Here is a 14,190-nt window from a genome sequence, read left to right on the forward strand (position 1 = left end):
TCCACCAGGCGGCGGTCATCGGCCTGATCGCCGACGTTCAGCGGCAAGGCACCGAAGACACTGCCGGCGGAAACCCGCTGCAGGCCGTTGACGCGGATGTCGGCGATCCTGAACGGGGAGGCCTGGGCCAGCGTGGCTTTCAGCAACAGGATGGAGAGCAACAGGCGCGGGTAGTTCATCGGGGGTTCCAGACAAGCGGATTCGGAGGGGAGCAAGCGCGGGCAACCCGCATGCAGCGGGCGATGAGGATACGGGCGGGCTGTGTACGGCGCGGTTAGCCGAGGGTAAAGATGTGTAAAGTCCGACCGGGCGGCGGTGACAGTACCGCCGTGCGAGGCGATCATTAACGCCCCTGCAACTGCGATATCTGGCCCTGATGATCCCCGTGCTGCTGGTCGACGACGACCGCGAATTGACTGAAATGCTCTCTTTGTACCTGGTACGCGAAGGCTTCCAGGCCACGGCCGTGGCCACCGGCGAAGAGGGCGAGACCCAGGCGTTGTCCGGCAAATACCAGGCGGTGGTGCTGGACGTGATGCTGCCGGGCATCTCTGGCATCGAGGTGCTACGGCGCGTGCGTGCGCGCAGCCAGGTGCCGGTGCTGCTGCTGACAGCCCGTGGCGACAATATCGACCGTATCGCCGGCCTTGAGTTGGGGGCGGATGACTATGTGCCCAAGCCCAGTTCCCCGGGTGAGCTGGTGGCACGGTTGCGGGCGATATTGCGCCGGGTGCAGCCGCAGCTGATGGGCGAGGCCAGTGCACCCGAGGCACCGGACCAGGTGCGCAGCGGCGCCTTGAAAATGTGGCCGGGCCGGCGCGAGGCGCACTGGGGCAGCGCCACGCTGGAGCTGACCGGCTCCGAGTTCAGCCTGCTCGAAGCGCTGGCCCGCCAGGCCGGTCAACTGGTCAGCAAGCAGGACCTGTCACTCAATGCCCTGGGCCGGCCGCTGACCCGCTACGACCGGCGCATCGACGTGCACGTCAGCAGCATCCGGCAAAAACTCGGCCCGCGTGCCGACGGCAGCAGCTGGATCCAGAGTGTGCGCGGCATGGGCTACATGCTGATCGTCGAATGATGCGCCGGCGCCTGTTCTGGAAGCTGTTCCTGGCCTTCTGGCTGGCCAATACCCTGACCTTCCTGGTGGGGGCGGGGGCCTTCATGCTCAATGACCTGCGCGGTGATACCCCAGGGCTGCGTTCGCTGCTGGCCACCGAGCTGCAAATGCTGGAGCGACATGGCGAACGGGCCGGCCGGCAATTGCTGGAAGTGTCGCCACAGCCGCCGGATGTTCAGGTGGGCCTTTACGATGACCAAGGCCGCTTGCTGGCGGGCAGGACGGTGCACACAGCGCGTTTCGAGCAAGCGCTGGTCGATCGCGACGGCCGCCCGCTGGTACTGCGTGCCTCGGTGGCCACCCATATCGGCATGGCTCCGCGCCCACACAACGTGGGCCCGTTCGTAACGGGCGCACTGATGAGTGCGCTGTTCGCGCTGTTGTGCAGCCTGTACCTGACCCGCCCACTGGCCTGGCTGCGCGAGGCCATGGGCCAGGTCGCCCAGGGCCGGTTCGATGTGCGGGTGAGGCCGCGCCTGGGCAAGCGCCGTGACGAGATCGTCGAGCTGGCCGAAGACTGCGACCGCATGGCCGGCCAGCTCAAGGCCCTGGTGCAGGCGCAGCAGAACCTGCTGCACGATATCTCCCACGAGCTGCGTTCACCGCTGACCCGCATGCATGCCGCCATCGGCCTGATGCGCCAGCAACCTGACCGGCCCGACATGCTGGAGCGCGTCGAGCGCGAGTCGCGGCGCATGGACGACCTGATCGAGCAACTGCTTACCCTGGCCCGCGCCCAGTCCCGCCAGGGCAACAGCGACTTCGCCAATGTGGATGTGGTCGAACTGCTGGCGCAGATTGTCGAGGATGCGCGTTTTGAAGCCGGCATGAAGCAGTGCCAGGTGTCCTTGCTGGCCCAGGGCGCGTTCTTCATGCAGGGTCATGAAGAACTGCTGTACCGGGCCTTCGAGAACGTCATCCGCAATGCCGTGCGCTACACGGCGCCCGGCACGGCGGTGCTGGTGGAAGCTGCGCCGGCACCGGGCGGGCAATGGTTGCAGGTGTGCGTCAGCGACCATGGCCCAGGGGTCGACCCGGCGCGCCTGCAGCGCATCTTCGAGCCGTTCGACCGTGGTACCGACAGCAGCAGTGATGGCTTCGGCCTGGGCCTGGCCATCGCCCAGCGCGCCATCGCCCTGCACGGTGGCAGCATCACCGCGCTGGCTGCTGCCACCGGGGGCTTGCGGGTGCGCATCGAACTGCCGCAAGCCAGCCCTACTTGAAGCCTGTCACCGCGTGTGGGACGTAAGGGGCCTGCAAACGTGCCACTTCGTCCTCGCTCAACTGCAGTGACAGCGCACCCAGTGCATCGTCCAGGTGGGCGGGCTTCGAGGCGCCGACGATAGGCGCTGAAACACCGGCTTTACCCAGCACCCATGCCAGCGCCACCTGGGCCATCGGCACGCCGCGCTCGCCGGCAATCTGCTCGACCACATCGATTACCCGGCCGTCTTCGGCTTCGGTGTTTTCATAGAACGATTGCCCGGACAGGTCAGTGCGCGTGCGTTCGGTCTGCTGCCCGTGCGGCCGGGTCAGGCGCCCGCGCGCCATGGGGCTCCAGGGCATCAGGCCCACGCCTTGGTCCAGGCACAGCGGGATCATTTCGCGTTCTTCTTCGCGGTAGATCAGGTTGAGGTAGTTCTGCATCGACACGAAGCGGCTCCAGCCATTGCTGGCCGCCACCTGCTGGGCCTTGGCGAACTGCCAGGCATACATCGACGAGGCGCCGATGTAGCGTGCCTTGCCGGCCTTGACCACGTCGTGCAGGGCTTCCATGGTTTCCTCGATGGGGGTGTGGTAGTCCCAGCGGTGGATCTGGTACAGGTCGACGTAGTCGGTGCCCAGGCGGCTGAGGCTGGCATCGATGCTGGCCATGATCGCCTTGCGTGACAGGCCTTGCTCATTGGGCCGGCTGGTGCCTTGCCACATGTTGGCGGGGAAGAACACCTTGGTGGCGATTACCGTTTCCTCGCGGCGGGTGAATTCCTTCAGCAGCTTGCCAACGATGAGTTCCGAGGTGCCGGCAGAGTAGCTGTTGGCCGTGTCGAAGAAGTTGATGCCTTGCTCGACGGCATGGCGAATGATGGGCCGGCTGGCGTCTTCGCCCAAGGTCCAGGGGTGGGTGCCGGCATCCGGTTCGCCAAAGGTCATGCAGCCCAAGCACAGCCTGGAAATGTCCAGCCCGGTGCTACCCAGCTTCACGTATTGCATCGTCGTCTCCTTCAAGGGCGGTAGTCATGGAGCTAGCCTAACGCTGGCAGGCTTGCGCGAAAATTCCGTATTGGTGCAGGTGGAGTCTGCAAAAATTCACAAGCGCAGCAGTGGCCGCACCTGTTGCTGAAGAAAGTCGGTAACGGCCTTGATCCGCGGGGTAGTGCGCACATCCTCATGCACCGCCAGCCAGATGTCGATGCTCATGGTCTGGTCTGCGCTACCGGCTTCCTTCAGGCCGTGTTCATGGGCCATGAACGCCGGCAGGCAGGCGATGCCGATACCGCCGGCACAGGCCTGGGCCTGGATGCGCAAGTCATTGCTGTGCAGCGCGAAAGGCTGCTGGCCGGCCTGGCGGTTCAGCCATTGCTGCTGTGGGGCGTTGGCCTGGGACTCGTCATAGCCGATGTAGCGGCGGCCCGTGGCGGTGGCCAGGTAACTGGCCGAAGCATACAACCGGTAGTCCAGGTGCCCCAGCAGGCTGACCACCAGGGTCGGCTCGGTCGGCCTCGCCAGGGCGATGCTGATGTCGGCTTCGCGGCGTGCCAGGGACGCCTTCGACTTGCTGCCGACCAGTTTCAGGCGCAGCTGCGGGTAGCGCTGGTACAGCTCGCCCAGGCGCCGGGCGACGATGCTGCCAAGCAGAGCCGGCGGTGCTGCCAGTACCACTTCGCCCTCTACTGCGTGCTGCCCGGCGCTGGCAAAATGCTCCAGGGCGAATGAGGACAGGGTCATCTGTTCGGCGAGTTCCGCGACGCGTCGGCCTTCGTCGGTGAGGGCATAGGCGCGAGGGCGGCGGTCGACCAGCTTGAGCTTGAGCGAGGCTTCGAGCGCAGCGATGCGCCGGGCGACGGTGGCGTGGTCGACGCCCAGGGCTTTGGCCGCAGCGGACAACGAACCGGCGGTAGTGAAGGCGCAGAAGTGGCGCAGGTCTTCCCAATCGAACATGAATGGCTCGGCAGTGGCTAATGCAGAAAGGGGGTAGGGTATCGCTTTCTGCATTGCCCTGTGGTGCGGCAGTGCATCACTCCGAAAGCGTCGGCACAAAAATCCCGGTCTTCACGTTGCTCATCGACACCAGCGTCTTGAAGCGCTTGACGTTGTTGTTCTCGAAGAACAGCTCCCGGGTCAGCTGGGTGTACTGCTCCATGTGCCGCACCAGCATGATCAGCACGAAGTCGCATTCCCCGGCCACGTAGTAGCACTGCTGCACCTGCGGGCAGGCGAGGAAGGTGCGTTTCATGTCGTCCAGCAGGTCCAGCCGTTCGTTCTCAACTTCAACCTCGGTGATCACGGTCAGCGTGTAGCCCAGCTGTTCGGCATTCACCTGCGCCACGGTGCCGCGAATCACCCCGTCGGCGGCCATTTTCTTCAAGCGCCGGTTGACCGCTGCCGAAGACAGGTTGACCTGCGCCCCCAGGTCTAGCTGGGAGGTGCCGGCATCGCGCTGTACGGCATCGAGCAGGGCCAGGTCGAAATGATCCAGGGGCATGCATGGGGCTCCGATGTTCAACAGCGCCAAACGCTGCAAGTGCGTAATAAAATTTCGTGTAATGGTAGTAAATCAAGTTTTTCGTACGCAGCAAGCGAATAAAATTCTCCCATGAACAAAAACAGCGGTGCGGGGCCATGGCCCTGCACCCAGGGAGAAACGGTTGATGAATGCAAGCACCCCACTGCAACTGAACGGCGCTTTGCTGCTGCAGCAAATCCGTGAACTGGGCCAGGTAGGCGCGGATGCCACGCAGGGTGGGCGCACCCGGATTGCGCTGACCGATGCGGAAAAGGCCGGGCGCGACCTGCTGGTCGGCTGGATGCGCGCACTTGATCTGGACGTGCAGATCGACCGTATCGGCAACATTTTCGGTACCTTGCGCGCGGCCACCGACCGCGGCGACCAGCGCCCGCTGATGATGGGCTCGCACATCGACACCGTCACCAATGCCGGAGCCCTTGACGGCTGTTACGGTGTGCTGGCCGGGCTGGCGGTGATCCGTGCCTACCGCGAGGCCGGGCGCTTGCCCGAGCGCTCGATCACGGTTGGCGCATTCACCAACGAAGAGGGCGTGCGTTACCAGCCCGACATGATGGGTTCGCTGGTACATGCCGGCGGCCTGGCACTGCAGGAGGCGCTGGATACCCTCGGCACCGACGGCACCCGGCTGGGTGATGAGCTGGCGCGCATCGGTTATGCCGGCAGCCTGGAGCCCGGGGCCATCGTGCCGCATGAATACCTTGAACTGCACATCGAGCAGGGGCCGATTCTTGAGGCCGAAAACACCCTGATTGGCGTAGTGGAGAACCTGCAGGGCATTTCCTGGCAACAGGTGGTCGTGCAGGGCCACGCCAACCATGCCGGCACCACCCCAACCCGCTTGCGCCATGACGCCGGCTTTGTCGCCAGCGCCGTCGTCGCCGAGCTGCGCGCCATGGCGGTGGACTCAGGCACCACCCTGGCCACGGTCGGCTGCATGCAGTTCGAGCCGAACGTGATCAACGTGATCCCGCGCAAGGCCACCTTCACTGTCGACCTGCGCGACCCGGATGAAGCCTGCCTGGCCCATGCGGAAAAGCGCCTGGGCCAATACCTGGTGCAGCTTGCCGAACGCGAGGGCGTCAGCATTACCACCGAACGGCTGGTACGCTTTGAACCGGTGATCTTCGATGCGGGCCTGGCCGATGCCATCGAAGCCTCGGCGCAGCGCTTTGGCTTCAGCCATCGGCGCATGACCTCTGGCGCTGGCCACGACGCGCAAATGATCGCCCGCATCGCCCCGGCGGCGATGATCTTCGTGCCTAGCCAGGGCGGCATCAGCCACAACCCGCGTGAGCATACCGATGACCAGCAGTTGATCCAGGGCGCGCAAGTGCTGCTGGATGTGGTCAGCCGCCGCCTGACCCACGCCTGATTCCCACTGTAATGCCCACCCGCTGCCGCCTGGCTGCAGCGGCTTGGGCTTCCTGTTGCCTGTAGAAAAGGAGTGTCGCATGTTTGTATCCAACCCCAAGGCTGGGCGCCAGCCATACCCGCAAGCGTTGCAGGCGGTGATGAACATCGCCACGGCCGAGCAAAGCCGCCAATGGCTGGCCGACTGGGGCCTGCTGAACCGCGCTGCCACGCCGCTGTACGCCTTGCCTGACCTGGCCGCCGAACTGGGCATTGCCCAGCTGTCGGTCAAGGACGAATCGGTACGTTCGCAGCTGGGCAGTTTCAAGGCGCTCGGCGCGCCAATTGCCCTGCTGCGCCTGATCCTGCGTACGTTCCCGGCCCAGCAGTTCGAGCCACGCGGCTTGCTACAGGGGCAGTACGCCGACCTGCTGGCCCACTTCACCGTGGTCAGCGCCACCGATGGCAACCATGGCAAGGGCCTGGCCGCTGCCGCGCAGAGCATCGGTTGCCGTTGCGTGATCGTGCTGCATGCCAACGTCAGCGTCGAGCGTGAGCAGGCGATAGCCGCCTTCGGTGCGCAGATCGTGCGCATTGCCGGCAACTACGACGAGTCGGTCGAGCACGCAGCGCAGCTGGCGGGCAGCCATGGCTGGACCGTGGTTTCCGACACGTCCTATGAAGGCTACGAGGTGATCCCGCGCGACGTGATGCAGGGCTACGGCACCATCGCCGCGGAAATCGTCGAAGCCATGGCCGGGCAGGCACCCTTCACCCACGTGTTCCTGCAGGGCGGGGTGGGCGGCCTGGCAGCCGGCATCGTCAGCTATCTGTGGGAGCACTACGGTGAACAGCGCCCGCTGTTTGTCATGGTCGAACCCGAGCAGGCCGACTGCCTGTACCAGAGCGCCGTGCTCGGCAAGCCCGCCAGGGCGACCGGCTCGGTGGACTCGGTCATGGCCGGCCTGGCCTGTGGCGAGACATCACCCTTGGCCTGGCGTTTCCTTGAGCCCAGCGTCGACTACTTCATGACCATCAGCGACGACCAAGCTGTTGCCGCCATGCGCCGTCTGGCAACCGGCAGCGCCGGCGATATCCCGCTGGTAGCCGGCGAGTCCAGCGTCGCCGGCCTGGCCGGCCTGGTGCAACTGGTCCAGGACGCTGGCGCAGCGGCCGACCTGGGCCTGGACAGCAATGCCCGCGTGCTGTTCATCAGCACCGAAGGTGCCACCGCCCCGGGCGTGTACGCCGAACTGCTGGGCGAATCGGCTGCCTCGGTGCTGGCCCGCCAGCGTGCCTGGGCCCGCGCCTGATCCATCCCGAGGGCCAGGTAAATACCTGGCCGAAAGCGCCATCTTCTGATCAACGCCCGTCACAGGAACTGCAAGCATGAGCAATGACATTACCTTCGAGCAACGCCTGAAAGCGTGGCGGCACAGCTTTCACCGCCAACCGGAAACCGGCTTCGAGGAGTTCGACACGGCAGACCTGGTCGCCAGCATCCTGAGCGGTTTTGGCCTGCAGGTACACCGCGGCATCGGCGGCACCGGCCTGGTCGCCAGCCTCAGCGTCGGTGACGGCCCGGGGGTGATCGGCCTGCGTGCCGACATGGATGCCCTGAACATTACCGAGCAGGCGCAGGGGCGGGCGCATGCCTCGTGCAACCACGGCAAGATGCATGCCTGTGGCCACGACGGGCACATGGCTATGGTGCTGGGGGCTGCCGACCTGTTGTGCCGCGGGCGCAACTTCAACGGCACCGTGCGCTTTGTGTTCCAGCCGGCCGAGGAGCACGGGCGCGGGGCCAAGGCGATGATGGCCGACGGGCTGTTCCAACGCTTCCCGGTGGACGCCCTGTATGGTGCGCACAACATGCCGGGCATGCCGGCCGGCCATATTGCCACCCGGGCCGGCGGCATCATGGCCAGCGAGGACAACTTCGTCATCCATATCCAGGGTAAGGGCACCCATGCCGCGCGGCCGCACATGGGCATCGACCCGCTGGTGATCGGTGCCGAGATCGTGCTGGCGTTGCAGACCATCGTTGCGCGCAATGTCGACCCGAGCTTGTCGGCGGTCGTTTCCTGCACCGAGTTCATGACCGATGGCATCCGCAATGCGATCCCGACCCATGTCACCATCAAGGGCGATACCCGCAGCTACAGCCCTGAGGTGCAACGCTTGCTGGAGCGGCGCATGCGCGAGATCAGCGAGGGCATTTGCCAGTTGCACGGTGCGAGTTGCCGGTTCGAGTACACCCACGAGTTTGCGCCGACGGTGAATTGGGTGGCGAACACCGACATTGCCGTGCAGGCTGCGCGTAATGTGGTGGGGGACCAGGCAGTGAATGCCGAGGTGATGCCGATGATGATTTCCGAGGACTTTGGGGCGTTCCTGCAGCACGTGCCGGGGAATTTCGTGTTCATTGGCAATGGTGCCGAGGGGGAGGCGGGGGCTACGCCGTTGCATAACGCGGCGTATGATTTCAACGATGCGATCCTGGCGACCGGGGCCCGCTACTTTGCCGAAGTGGTGCGGGTGAGCCTGCCGGTTTGATCACCCTCTTGTTGCCTTGATACGTCCCCTGTAGGAGCGGCCTTGTGTCGCGATAGGGCTGCGGAGCAGCCCCGGCGATTTCAGCTTGGACGCATATATCCTGGGGCCGCTGCGCGCCCCATCGCGACACAAGGCCGCTCCTACAAGGGGCGTGCCAAGCCTGCTCCTGAATCAATGCCCGCCTTTCATGCGGCGCGCCACCAGGTAGATGCCCAACCCGACCAACGCCGTCGCCGCGCCGATATACCCGGTGCTGGTCCAGCCCATACCGGCAGTAATCGCCATACCCCCCAGCCACGGCCCCAGCGCATTGGCCAGGTTGAACGCCGCATGGTTCGACGCTGCCGCCAGGCTGGGCGCTTCATGGGCAATGTCCATCAAGCGAATCTGGAGCGGCGCCGCCAGCGCAATCATGGTGCCGACCAGGCCGATGCCGAGCAGCAAGCTCCACAGCGCCTGGGCGGCAAAGGTGAAGAACAGCAGCACGGCAATCGACCACACCAGCACCAGCCCCACCGCGCGGAACTGCAAACGGTCGAACAACTTGCCGCCGGCGATGTTACCGACGATCCCGCCCACACCGAATGCTGCCAGGCCGAACGGAATCCACTGCGGTGACACCTGGGTCACTTGCAGCATGGTCGGCGCCAGGTAGCTGAACACGCAGAACATGCCGGCAAAGCCGATCGAGGCGATGGCCAACGCCATCCACACCTGCGGCAGGGTGAAGGCTTGCAGCTCCTTGCGTGGGTCACTGCGCACTTCATCGTGACGCTGCGGTACATAACGCCAGACCATGGCGATGGTGCACACGGCAATGGCGCCGACCAGCACGAACGCCGAGCGCCAACCGAAGTACTGGCCGAGGAAGGTGGCCACCGGGTTGCCAAGCAGCATGGCCAGGGTCAGGCCCATCATCACCCGGGCCACGGCTCCCGCTCGCTGATCCTTGGCCACCATGCTCGATGCCACCACGGCGGCAATGCCGAAGTAGGCGCCATGGGGCAGGCCGCTGATGAAGCGGAAGGCCACCAGCCCGCCGAACGACGGCGCAAAGGCGGTGGCCAGGTTGCCCAGCGCATACAGCAACATCAACAGCAGCAGCATGTGCTTGCGCAGCAACTTGGCACCCAGAATCGCCAGGGTCGGCGCACCGACCATCACCCCCAGCGCATAGGCGCTGATGGCATGGCCCACTTGTGGTTCGCTCAATTGCAGGTTGCTGGCCATGTCGGGCATCAGGCCCATGATGGCGAATTCGCCGGTGCCAATGGCAAAGCTGCCCAGCGCCATGGCGGCTTCCATCTTGGCGACGGTACTTTTACTGGGGAGCGGGGGGAGTTCCTGGACTGACATCTGTATCCCTATTGAGGCATGCATTGAAACATGCTGAAACGTTCAAGGCGGGATGATAGTCAATCGGCGACTGCAACGTCGAGGAAGCCGAGCGGCTTCCTCACGCGTTTGCCCGGTTCAGGCAGGCTCTGCGGCCGGGCTGGCGAAGGCTTGGGGAGCAGCCTGAAGACGGGACTGCAACTGGTCCACGTAGGCTTGGGCATGCTGGATGTCCGCGAACGACACGGGGTGCCCGTCGATGATCACTTTGCAGCCTGCGTCCTGCTCGTTGCGTACGATTTCGATCTTCATGCCTGCTCCTTGATGTTGTTCTGGCGCGGGCGAGAATAGCTTGATTAGCTGCCTAATGAAAATGAAATAACCGCTCTGGAACGCACATTTCAGCCTTTTTTGCCAAGCCTCGACTTGTCGATGTACACCGGTTCCCTGAGCGGCCTTGTGTCGTGAAAGGGTTGCAGGGCGCCCTGGAGATTGCAGATAGCCGCCGCATCATCGGGTAGAGTACAAATGTACTCACACGCATGCTTGCGAGCCGTTCACTGCGCGCATAACTGAAATGCCGGGATGCTATGGCAGCTGCCATGCCGGCTCTTTTAGACTGCTGCCTGCGTGCGCCGACATCCGGCCCGCTTGGTCGATAAGGTTGTTTTCGTGAATGCTGGCGTACGTTTTCCCGGGCCCTTGGGTATTTTCTGGTTGGGCCTGCTGCAGATTCTGGTGTGGGGTGGTTCGTTCTTTCTGCTGGCGGTGATGGGCAAGCCGATCCTGCACGAAACCGGTTGGGACAGTGGCTGGGTGTATGGCGCGCTGTCGCTCGGTTTGATGGTTTCGGCGTTGCTGGCACCACTGTCCAGCCGCCTGGTGGCGCGTCATGGTGGGCGCATGCAGTTGGCCGCCAGTGGCGTGGTGGTGGGCCTGGGCCTGTTGGTGGTTGCCAACTGCCACAGCTTGCAGGTGTTCCTGTTGGCCTGGGTGATCATTGGCGCCGGCATGGCGATGGGGCTGTATGAAGCGCTGTTCGCCACGCTCGGAGCCTTGTATGCGGAACGGGCAGGGCGGGCAATTACCGGCATCACGCTGATATCCGGGTTTGCCACCACCGTGACCTGGCCGATCGTGGCGTTTGCCATCGAACATCTTGGCTGGCGCACGGCCTGCACGGCCTATGCGTTGGTACTGATTGTTGTCGTGGCGCCGTTGTACCTGTGGGTGTTACCGGCGGGCCGAGCGCAGCAACCGGCCAAGGGCCCGACGGCAGCAACTGCTGTGCCGGTGGACCGGCGACTGTATTGCCTGCTGACGGCGATCTTCGCCATTGGCGCGATCATCATGACGGCTGTTTCCGTGCAACTGGTGGCGGTACTGCAAGGCCAGGGCCATTCGCTGGCTGCGGCCATTGGCCTTAGCGCCTTGCTCGGGCCGAGCCAGGTGGCGTCGCGGGTGCTGCAGATCATCGCCGGCAAGCGCCACCCGATCTGGACCGCGCTGGTGTCATCGGTGCTGGTCGCGGTTGGCCTGACGCTGGTGGCGGTGGCCCCAGCGGTAACCGCACTGGGCCTGCTGCTGTACGGCTCGGGTAATGGCCTGCGGGCGATTGTCAGGGGGCTGCTGCCGCTGGCCCTGATGCCACCTGCCCAGTATGTTGCACTGATGGGCAAGATGTCGCGGCCATCGCTGGTCGGCCAGGCGCTGACACCCTTGGTAGGCGGCTACCTGTTCCAGCACTTCGGCGCCATGGGCGTGCTGGCAACCCTGTCGGCGCTGGCCTTGACCAGTGTGGTGCTGGTACTGATGGTGATGCGCACCATCCCTCGGCAAACGGCGTGAACACCCGCCATCCATTCGGTACACAAGGACAACTGCAATGTCGGATACTCCGCGCAACCCGCTGCTGATCGATGGGCCGGTCGGCCAGATCGAGCTGCTGATCGACTACCCCGCCGGCCCGCCCAAGGGGCTGGTGCTGGTCAGTCATCCGCAACCGCTGTTGGGCGGTAGCCCACGGCATATCGTGCCGCTGACCCTGGCACGGCAGTTGTGTGCCGCCGGTTGGCAGGTGGTGCGGCCGAGTTTTCGCGGGGTGGGGCAGACGCAAGGCGCGCATGACGAGGGCATGGGTGAGGCCGACGACTGTATTGCGGTTATCCGCCACTTTAGCCGCGAGCTGCCTGAACTACCGGTAGCCTTGGTCGGCTTTTCGTTTGGCGCCTATGTGCTTGCACGTGTGGCTGTGGCACTGGAAGGGCAGTTGCAAGCGGTGGCATTGCTGGGGCTGCCGGTAGGCGATGTTCCGGGCGGGCGTTACTACCCGCCATTGCCGGTACCAGTCGATTGCCTGCTGCTGCATGGTGAGCAGGACGAGATGGCCCCGCTGGCCAACTTGCTGCAATGGGCCGGGCCGGAGCAGCGGGCGGTGTCCGTGTATGCCGGTGCCAACCACTTTTTCAAGGGCTGCCTGGGGCGTGCGGCGGAACAGGTGATAGCTTTTCTGGCAGTGAGAACCGGTTGTTAATGCGGGGCATGGCACCGGCTGCGCCGGTGTTCGCGGGCATGCCCGCTCCCACAACGTATGGCGTGAGCTCGATGGCAGCGCATTACCTGTGGGAGCGGCTTTAGCCGCGAAAGGGCCGGAACAGGCGGGTATCAGCGCTCCAGGTAATGGGTTTGTGCGGCAAAATCGATAAACCGCTTGCTGGCCAGCGACAGGTATTCCCCCGACCGCCAGCACAGGCGGAAGCTCATCTGCTGCGCCGGCCGGAACGGCACGCCGACAATACCCGGCGTGCGCTGCTGCACAGAGCGTAACAAGGTCGCCACGCCCATGTTGTCCAGCGCCGCCTGCACCACCAGCGAGACGAAGTTGCTCTGCAGCGCCACCTGGTAAGTGATCCCGTGCTCGGCGAAGAATGCATCCAGAAGGTGGCGCTGCACGAACGTTCGGTCAAACACCACCATGTCCGTGTTGCGCAGGTCTTCGGCGGTGAGGAAGGCCTTGCCAGCATAGGGGTGGGCGGGGTGCATGCACGCCAGCATCTCGTCGCTGCCCAGCAGGATCGATTCCTTGTCTGGCGGTACCCGTCGCGACTCCAGCAACGCCAGGTCGATCTCCCGTTGTTCCAGGCGGTGGCCGATGTCTTCGGCGCTGCCTTCGAACACGGTCATGGCAATGCCCGGGTACAGCTGCCGGAAGGCGTTCATCAAACCCGGCACATAGTGCAGGCCGAACATCGGTGGGATGCCCAGGCGCACTTCGCCGCGCTTCAGGTCGGCCATATCGCGCAGTTCTTGCCGGGCAACATCCATTTCGCGCAAGGCCGAGGCAATGCGCGGCAGAAACTGCTCGCCCTCGGCCGTGAGGATCACTTTGCGCGTGGTGCGGTTGAACAGGGTCACGCCCAGTTCTTCTTCCAGCCGGGTGACGGCCATGCTCAGTGCCGGCTGGGCAATGTGCAGGTGTTGCGCAGCCTTGGTGAAGCTGCCTTGCCGGACGATTTCGACACAGCAACGCAATGCCTTGAGGTTCATCGAGGGGTACTACCTTTCATGCCAGTTGCATTCATAACGAACTGTGATGCTAAGCATCATAACAATATATTTATTATTATTAACCAGAGGGCCTACGATGCGCGCCACTGAGACATCCTGCAACATCTCAGTCACGCAGCTTAATAAATCTGCAATCCCACAAAGATTTTGAGGTAGTACCCCAAATGGCCAAGGCCGCCGATGTCGTTGTGCAATGTCTGGAAAACGAAGGTGTCGAGTATGTATTCGGCATTCCTGGTGAGGAAAACCTCGACCTGCTCGAATCCCTGCGCAAGTCGAAGATCAAGCTGGTACTGACCCGTCATGAGCAGTCTGCAGGTTTCATGGCTGCCACCTACGGTCGCCTGACCGGCAAGACCGGCGTCAGCCTGTCGACCCTCGGCCCTGGTGCCACCAACCTGGTCACCGCCAGCGCCTATGCGTACCTGGGCGGCATGCCGATGATGATGATCACCGGGCAGAAGCCGATCAAGAAGTCCAAGCAGGGCCGCTTCCAGATCATTGACGTGTGCGGCAT

General features: G+C 64.1%; 14 protein-coding genes and 1 pseudogene. 8 read left to right on the forward strand and 7 right to left on the reverse strand.

The genetic code is table 11. From position 1 onward, the window contains the following. A pseudogene (locus ACQKPZ_RS27150) lies at positions 1–179 on the reverse strand (hypothetical protein); the annotation flags it as partial. 197 nt (positions 180–376) lie between these two features. Between ACQKPZ_RS27150 and ACQKPZ_RS27155 the strand changes: the two are divergent. After that, positions 377–1,078: a response regulator gene (locus tag ACQKPZ_RS27155; RefSeq protein WP_427544193.1), complete on the forward strand. Its 702-nt coding sequence runs from the start codon at positions 377–379 to the stop codon at positions 1,076–1,078. Further along, a complete protein-coding gene (locus ACQKPZ_RS27160; RefSeq protein ID WP_427544196.1) occupies positions 1,075–2,340 on the forward strand; it encodes an ATP-binding protein in 1,266 nt (421 codons plus the stop codon). Before ACQKPZ_RS27155 ends, ACQKPZ_RS27160 begins: the two co-directional genes overlap by 4 nt. Here the strand turns inward: ACQKPZ_RS27160 and ACQKPZ_RS27165 are convergent. The 3 genes from ACQKPZ_RS27165 to ACQKPZ_RS27175 form a co-directional block, all read right to left on the reverse strand. Beyond that, positions 2,333–3,328, reverse strand: a complete 996-nt coding sequence (locus tag ACQKPZ_RS27165) for an aldo/keto reductase (protein ID WP_427544199.1) — start codon at positions 3,326–3,328, stop codon at positions 2,333–2,335. The two genes, ACQKPZ_RS27160 and ACQKPZ_RS27165, sit on opposite strands and share 8 nt — an antisense overlap. 96 nt (positions 3,329–3,424) lie before the next feature. After that, the gene (locus ACQKPZ_RS27170; RefSeq protein WP_427544202.1) at positions 3,425–4,276 is read right to left on the reverse strand and encodes a LysR family transcriptional regulator; all 852 of its coding nucleotides are present in this window, start codon (positions 4,274–4,276) and stop codon (positions 3,425–3,427) included. A 76-nt stretch (positions 4,277–4,352) separates the two neighbouring features. After that, positions 4,353–4,820, reverse strand: coding sequence for an Lrp/AsnC family transcriptional regulator (locus ACQKPZ_RS27175; protein ID WP_427544205.1), 468 nt, complete (start codon positions 4,818–4,820; stop codon positions 4,353–4,355). Positions 4,821–4,986: 166 nt separating this feature from the next. Between ACQKPZ_RS27175 and ACQKPZ_RS27180 the strand changes: the two genes are divergently transcribed. The 3 genes from ACQKPZ_RS27180 to ACQKPZ_RS27190 all read left to right on the forward strand — a co-directional run bounded on the left by ACQKPZ_RS27180 (position 4,987) and on the right by ACQKPZ_RS27190 (position 8,771). Beyond that, entirely contained in the window at positions 4,987–6,237 is a 1,251-nt protein-coding gene (locus tag ACQKPZ_RS27180) for a Zn-dependent hydrolase (protein ID WP_427544208.1), read from the forward strand. A 79-nt stretch (positions 6,238–6,316) separates the two neighbouring features. After that, a complete protein-coding gene (locus tag ACQKPZ_RS27185) occupies positions 6,317–7,528 on the forward strand; it encodes a diaminopropionate ammonia-lyase (RefSeq protein ID WP_427544211.1) in 1,212 nt (403 codons plus the stop codon). Positions 7,529–7,604: 76 nt separating this feature from the next. Beyond that, a complete protein-coding gene (locus ACQKPZ_RS27190) occupies positions 7,605–8,771 on the forward strand; it encodes a M20 aminoacylase family protein (protein ID WP_427544214.1) in 1,167 nt (388 codons plus the stop codon). Between the two features lie 171 nt (positions 8,772–8,942). Here ACQKPZ_RS27190 and ACQKPZ_RS27195 read toward each other — a convergent pair whose 3' ends face one another. Both ACQKPZ_RS27195 and ACQKPZ_RS27200 read right to left on the reverse strand, forming a co-directional pair. After that, positions 8,943–10,127, reverse strand: coding sequence for an MFS transporter (locus ACQKPZ_RS27195; RefSeq protein ID WP_427544216.1), 1,185 nt, complete (start codon positions 10,125–10,127; stop codon positions 8,943–8,945). 117 nt (positions 10,128–10,244) lie between these two features. Then, a complete protein-coding gene (locus tag ACQKPZ_RS27200; protein WP_403201562.1) occupies positions 10,245–10,418 on the reverse strand; it encodes a hypothetical protein in 174 nt (57 codons plus the stop codon). Positions 10,419–10,829: 411 nt separating this feature from the next. On the opposite strand from ACQKPZ_RS27200, the gene ACQKPZ_RS27205 reads away from it, so the two are divergent. Further along, positions 10,830–11,954 (forward strand): MFS transporter, encoded by a 1,125-nt coding sequence (locus ACQKPZ_RS27205; RefSeq protein ID WP_427544225.1) that lies wholly within the window; start codon positions 10,830–10,832, stop codon positions 11,952–11,954. Between the two features lie 37 nt (positions 11,955–11,991). Further along, positions 11,992–12,639: an alpha/beta hydrolase gene (locus ACQKPZ_RS27210; RefSeq protein ID WP_427544219.1), complete on the forward strand. Its 648-nt coding sequence runs from the start codon at positions 11,992–11,994 to the stop codon at positions 12,637–12,639. 131 nt (positions 12,640–12,770) lie between these two features. Here the strand turns inward: ACQKPZ_RS27210 and ACQKPZ_RS27215 are convergent, their stop codons facing one another. Continuing rightward, a complete protein-coding gene (locus ACQKPZ_RS27215) occupies positions 12,771–13,652 on the reverse strand; it encodes a LysR family transcriptional regulator (protein WP_427544222.1) in 882 nt (293 codons plus the stop codon). A 185-nt stretch (positions 13,653–13,837) separates the two neighbouring features. Here ACQKPZ_RS27215 and ACQKPZ_RS27220 point away from each other — a divergent pair. Next, positions 13,838–14,190: thiamine pyrophosphate-binding protein (locus tag ACQKPZ_RS27220; protein ID WP_366549361.1), on the forward strand; the 353-nt coding region annotated here is incomplete at its 3' end.

This window comes from Pseudomonas sp. NPDC089547 (assembly GCF_050280665.1).
GTDB lineage: Bacteria > Pseudomonadota > Gammaproteobacteria > Pseudomonadales > Pseudomonadaceae > Aquipseudomonas.

Excerpts from the sequence above, each read along its gene's own strand:
- ACQKPZ_RS27155 (WP_427544193.1), top strand. The coding sequence starts at position 377 with ATGATCCCCGTGCTGCTGGTCGACGACGACCGCGAATTGACTGAAATG.
- ACQKPZ_RS27160 (WP_427544196.1), top strand. The coding sequence starts at position 1,075 with ATGATGCGCCGGCGCCTGTTCTGGAAGCTGTTCCTGGCCTTCTGGCTG.
- ACQKPZ_RS27165 (WP_427544199.1), bottom strand. The coding sequence starts at position 3,328 with ATGCAATACGTGAAGCTGGGTAGCACCGGGCTGGACATTTCCAGGCTG.
- ACQKPZ_RS27170 (WP_427544202.1), bottom strand. The coding sequence starts at position 4,276 with ATGTTCGATTGGGAAGACCTGCGCCACTTCTGCGCCTTCACTACCGCC.
- ACQKPZ_RS27175 (WP_427544205.1), bottom strand. The coding sequence starts at position 4,820 with ATGCCCCTGGATCATTTCGACCTGGCCCTGCTCGATGCCGTACAGCGC.
- ACQKPZ_RS27180 (WP_427544208.1), top strand. The coding sequence starts at position 4,987 with ATGAATGCAAGCACCCCACTGCAACTGAACGGCGCTTTGCTGCTGCAG.
- ACQKPZ_RS27185 (WP_427544211.1), top strand. The coding sequence starts at position 6,317 with ATGTTTGTATCCAACCCCAAGGCTGGGCGCCAGCCATACCCGCAAGCG.
- ACQKPZ_RS27190 (WP_427544214.1), top strand. The coding sequence starts at position 7,605 with ATGAGCAATGACATTACCTTCGAGCAACGCCTGAAAGCGTGGCGGCAC.
- ACQKPZ_RS27195 (WP_427544216.1), bottom strand. The coding sequence starts at position 10,127 with ATGTCAGTCCAGGAACTCCCCCCGCTCCCCAGTAAAAGTACCGTCGCC.
- ACQKPZ_RS27200 (WP_403201562.1), bottom strand. The coding sequence starts at position 10,418 with ATGAAGATCGAAATCGTACGCAACGAGCAGGACGCAGGCTGCAAAGTG.
- ACQKPZ_RS27210 (WP_427544219.1), top strand. The coding sequence starts at position 11,992 with ATGTCGGATACTCCGCGCAACCCGCTGCTGATCGATGGGCCGGTCGGC.
- ACQKPZ_RS27215 (WP_427544222.1), bottom strand. The coding sequence starts at position 13,652 with ATGAACCTCAAGGCATTGCGTTGCTGTGTCGAAATCGTCCGGCAAGGC.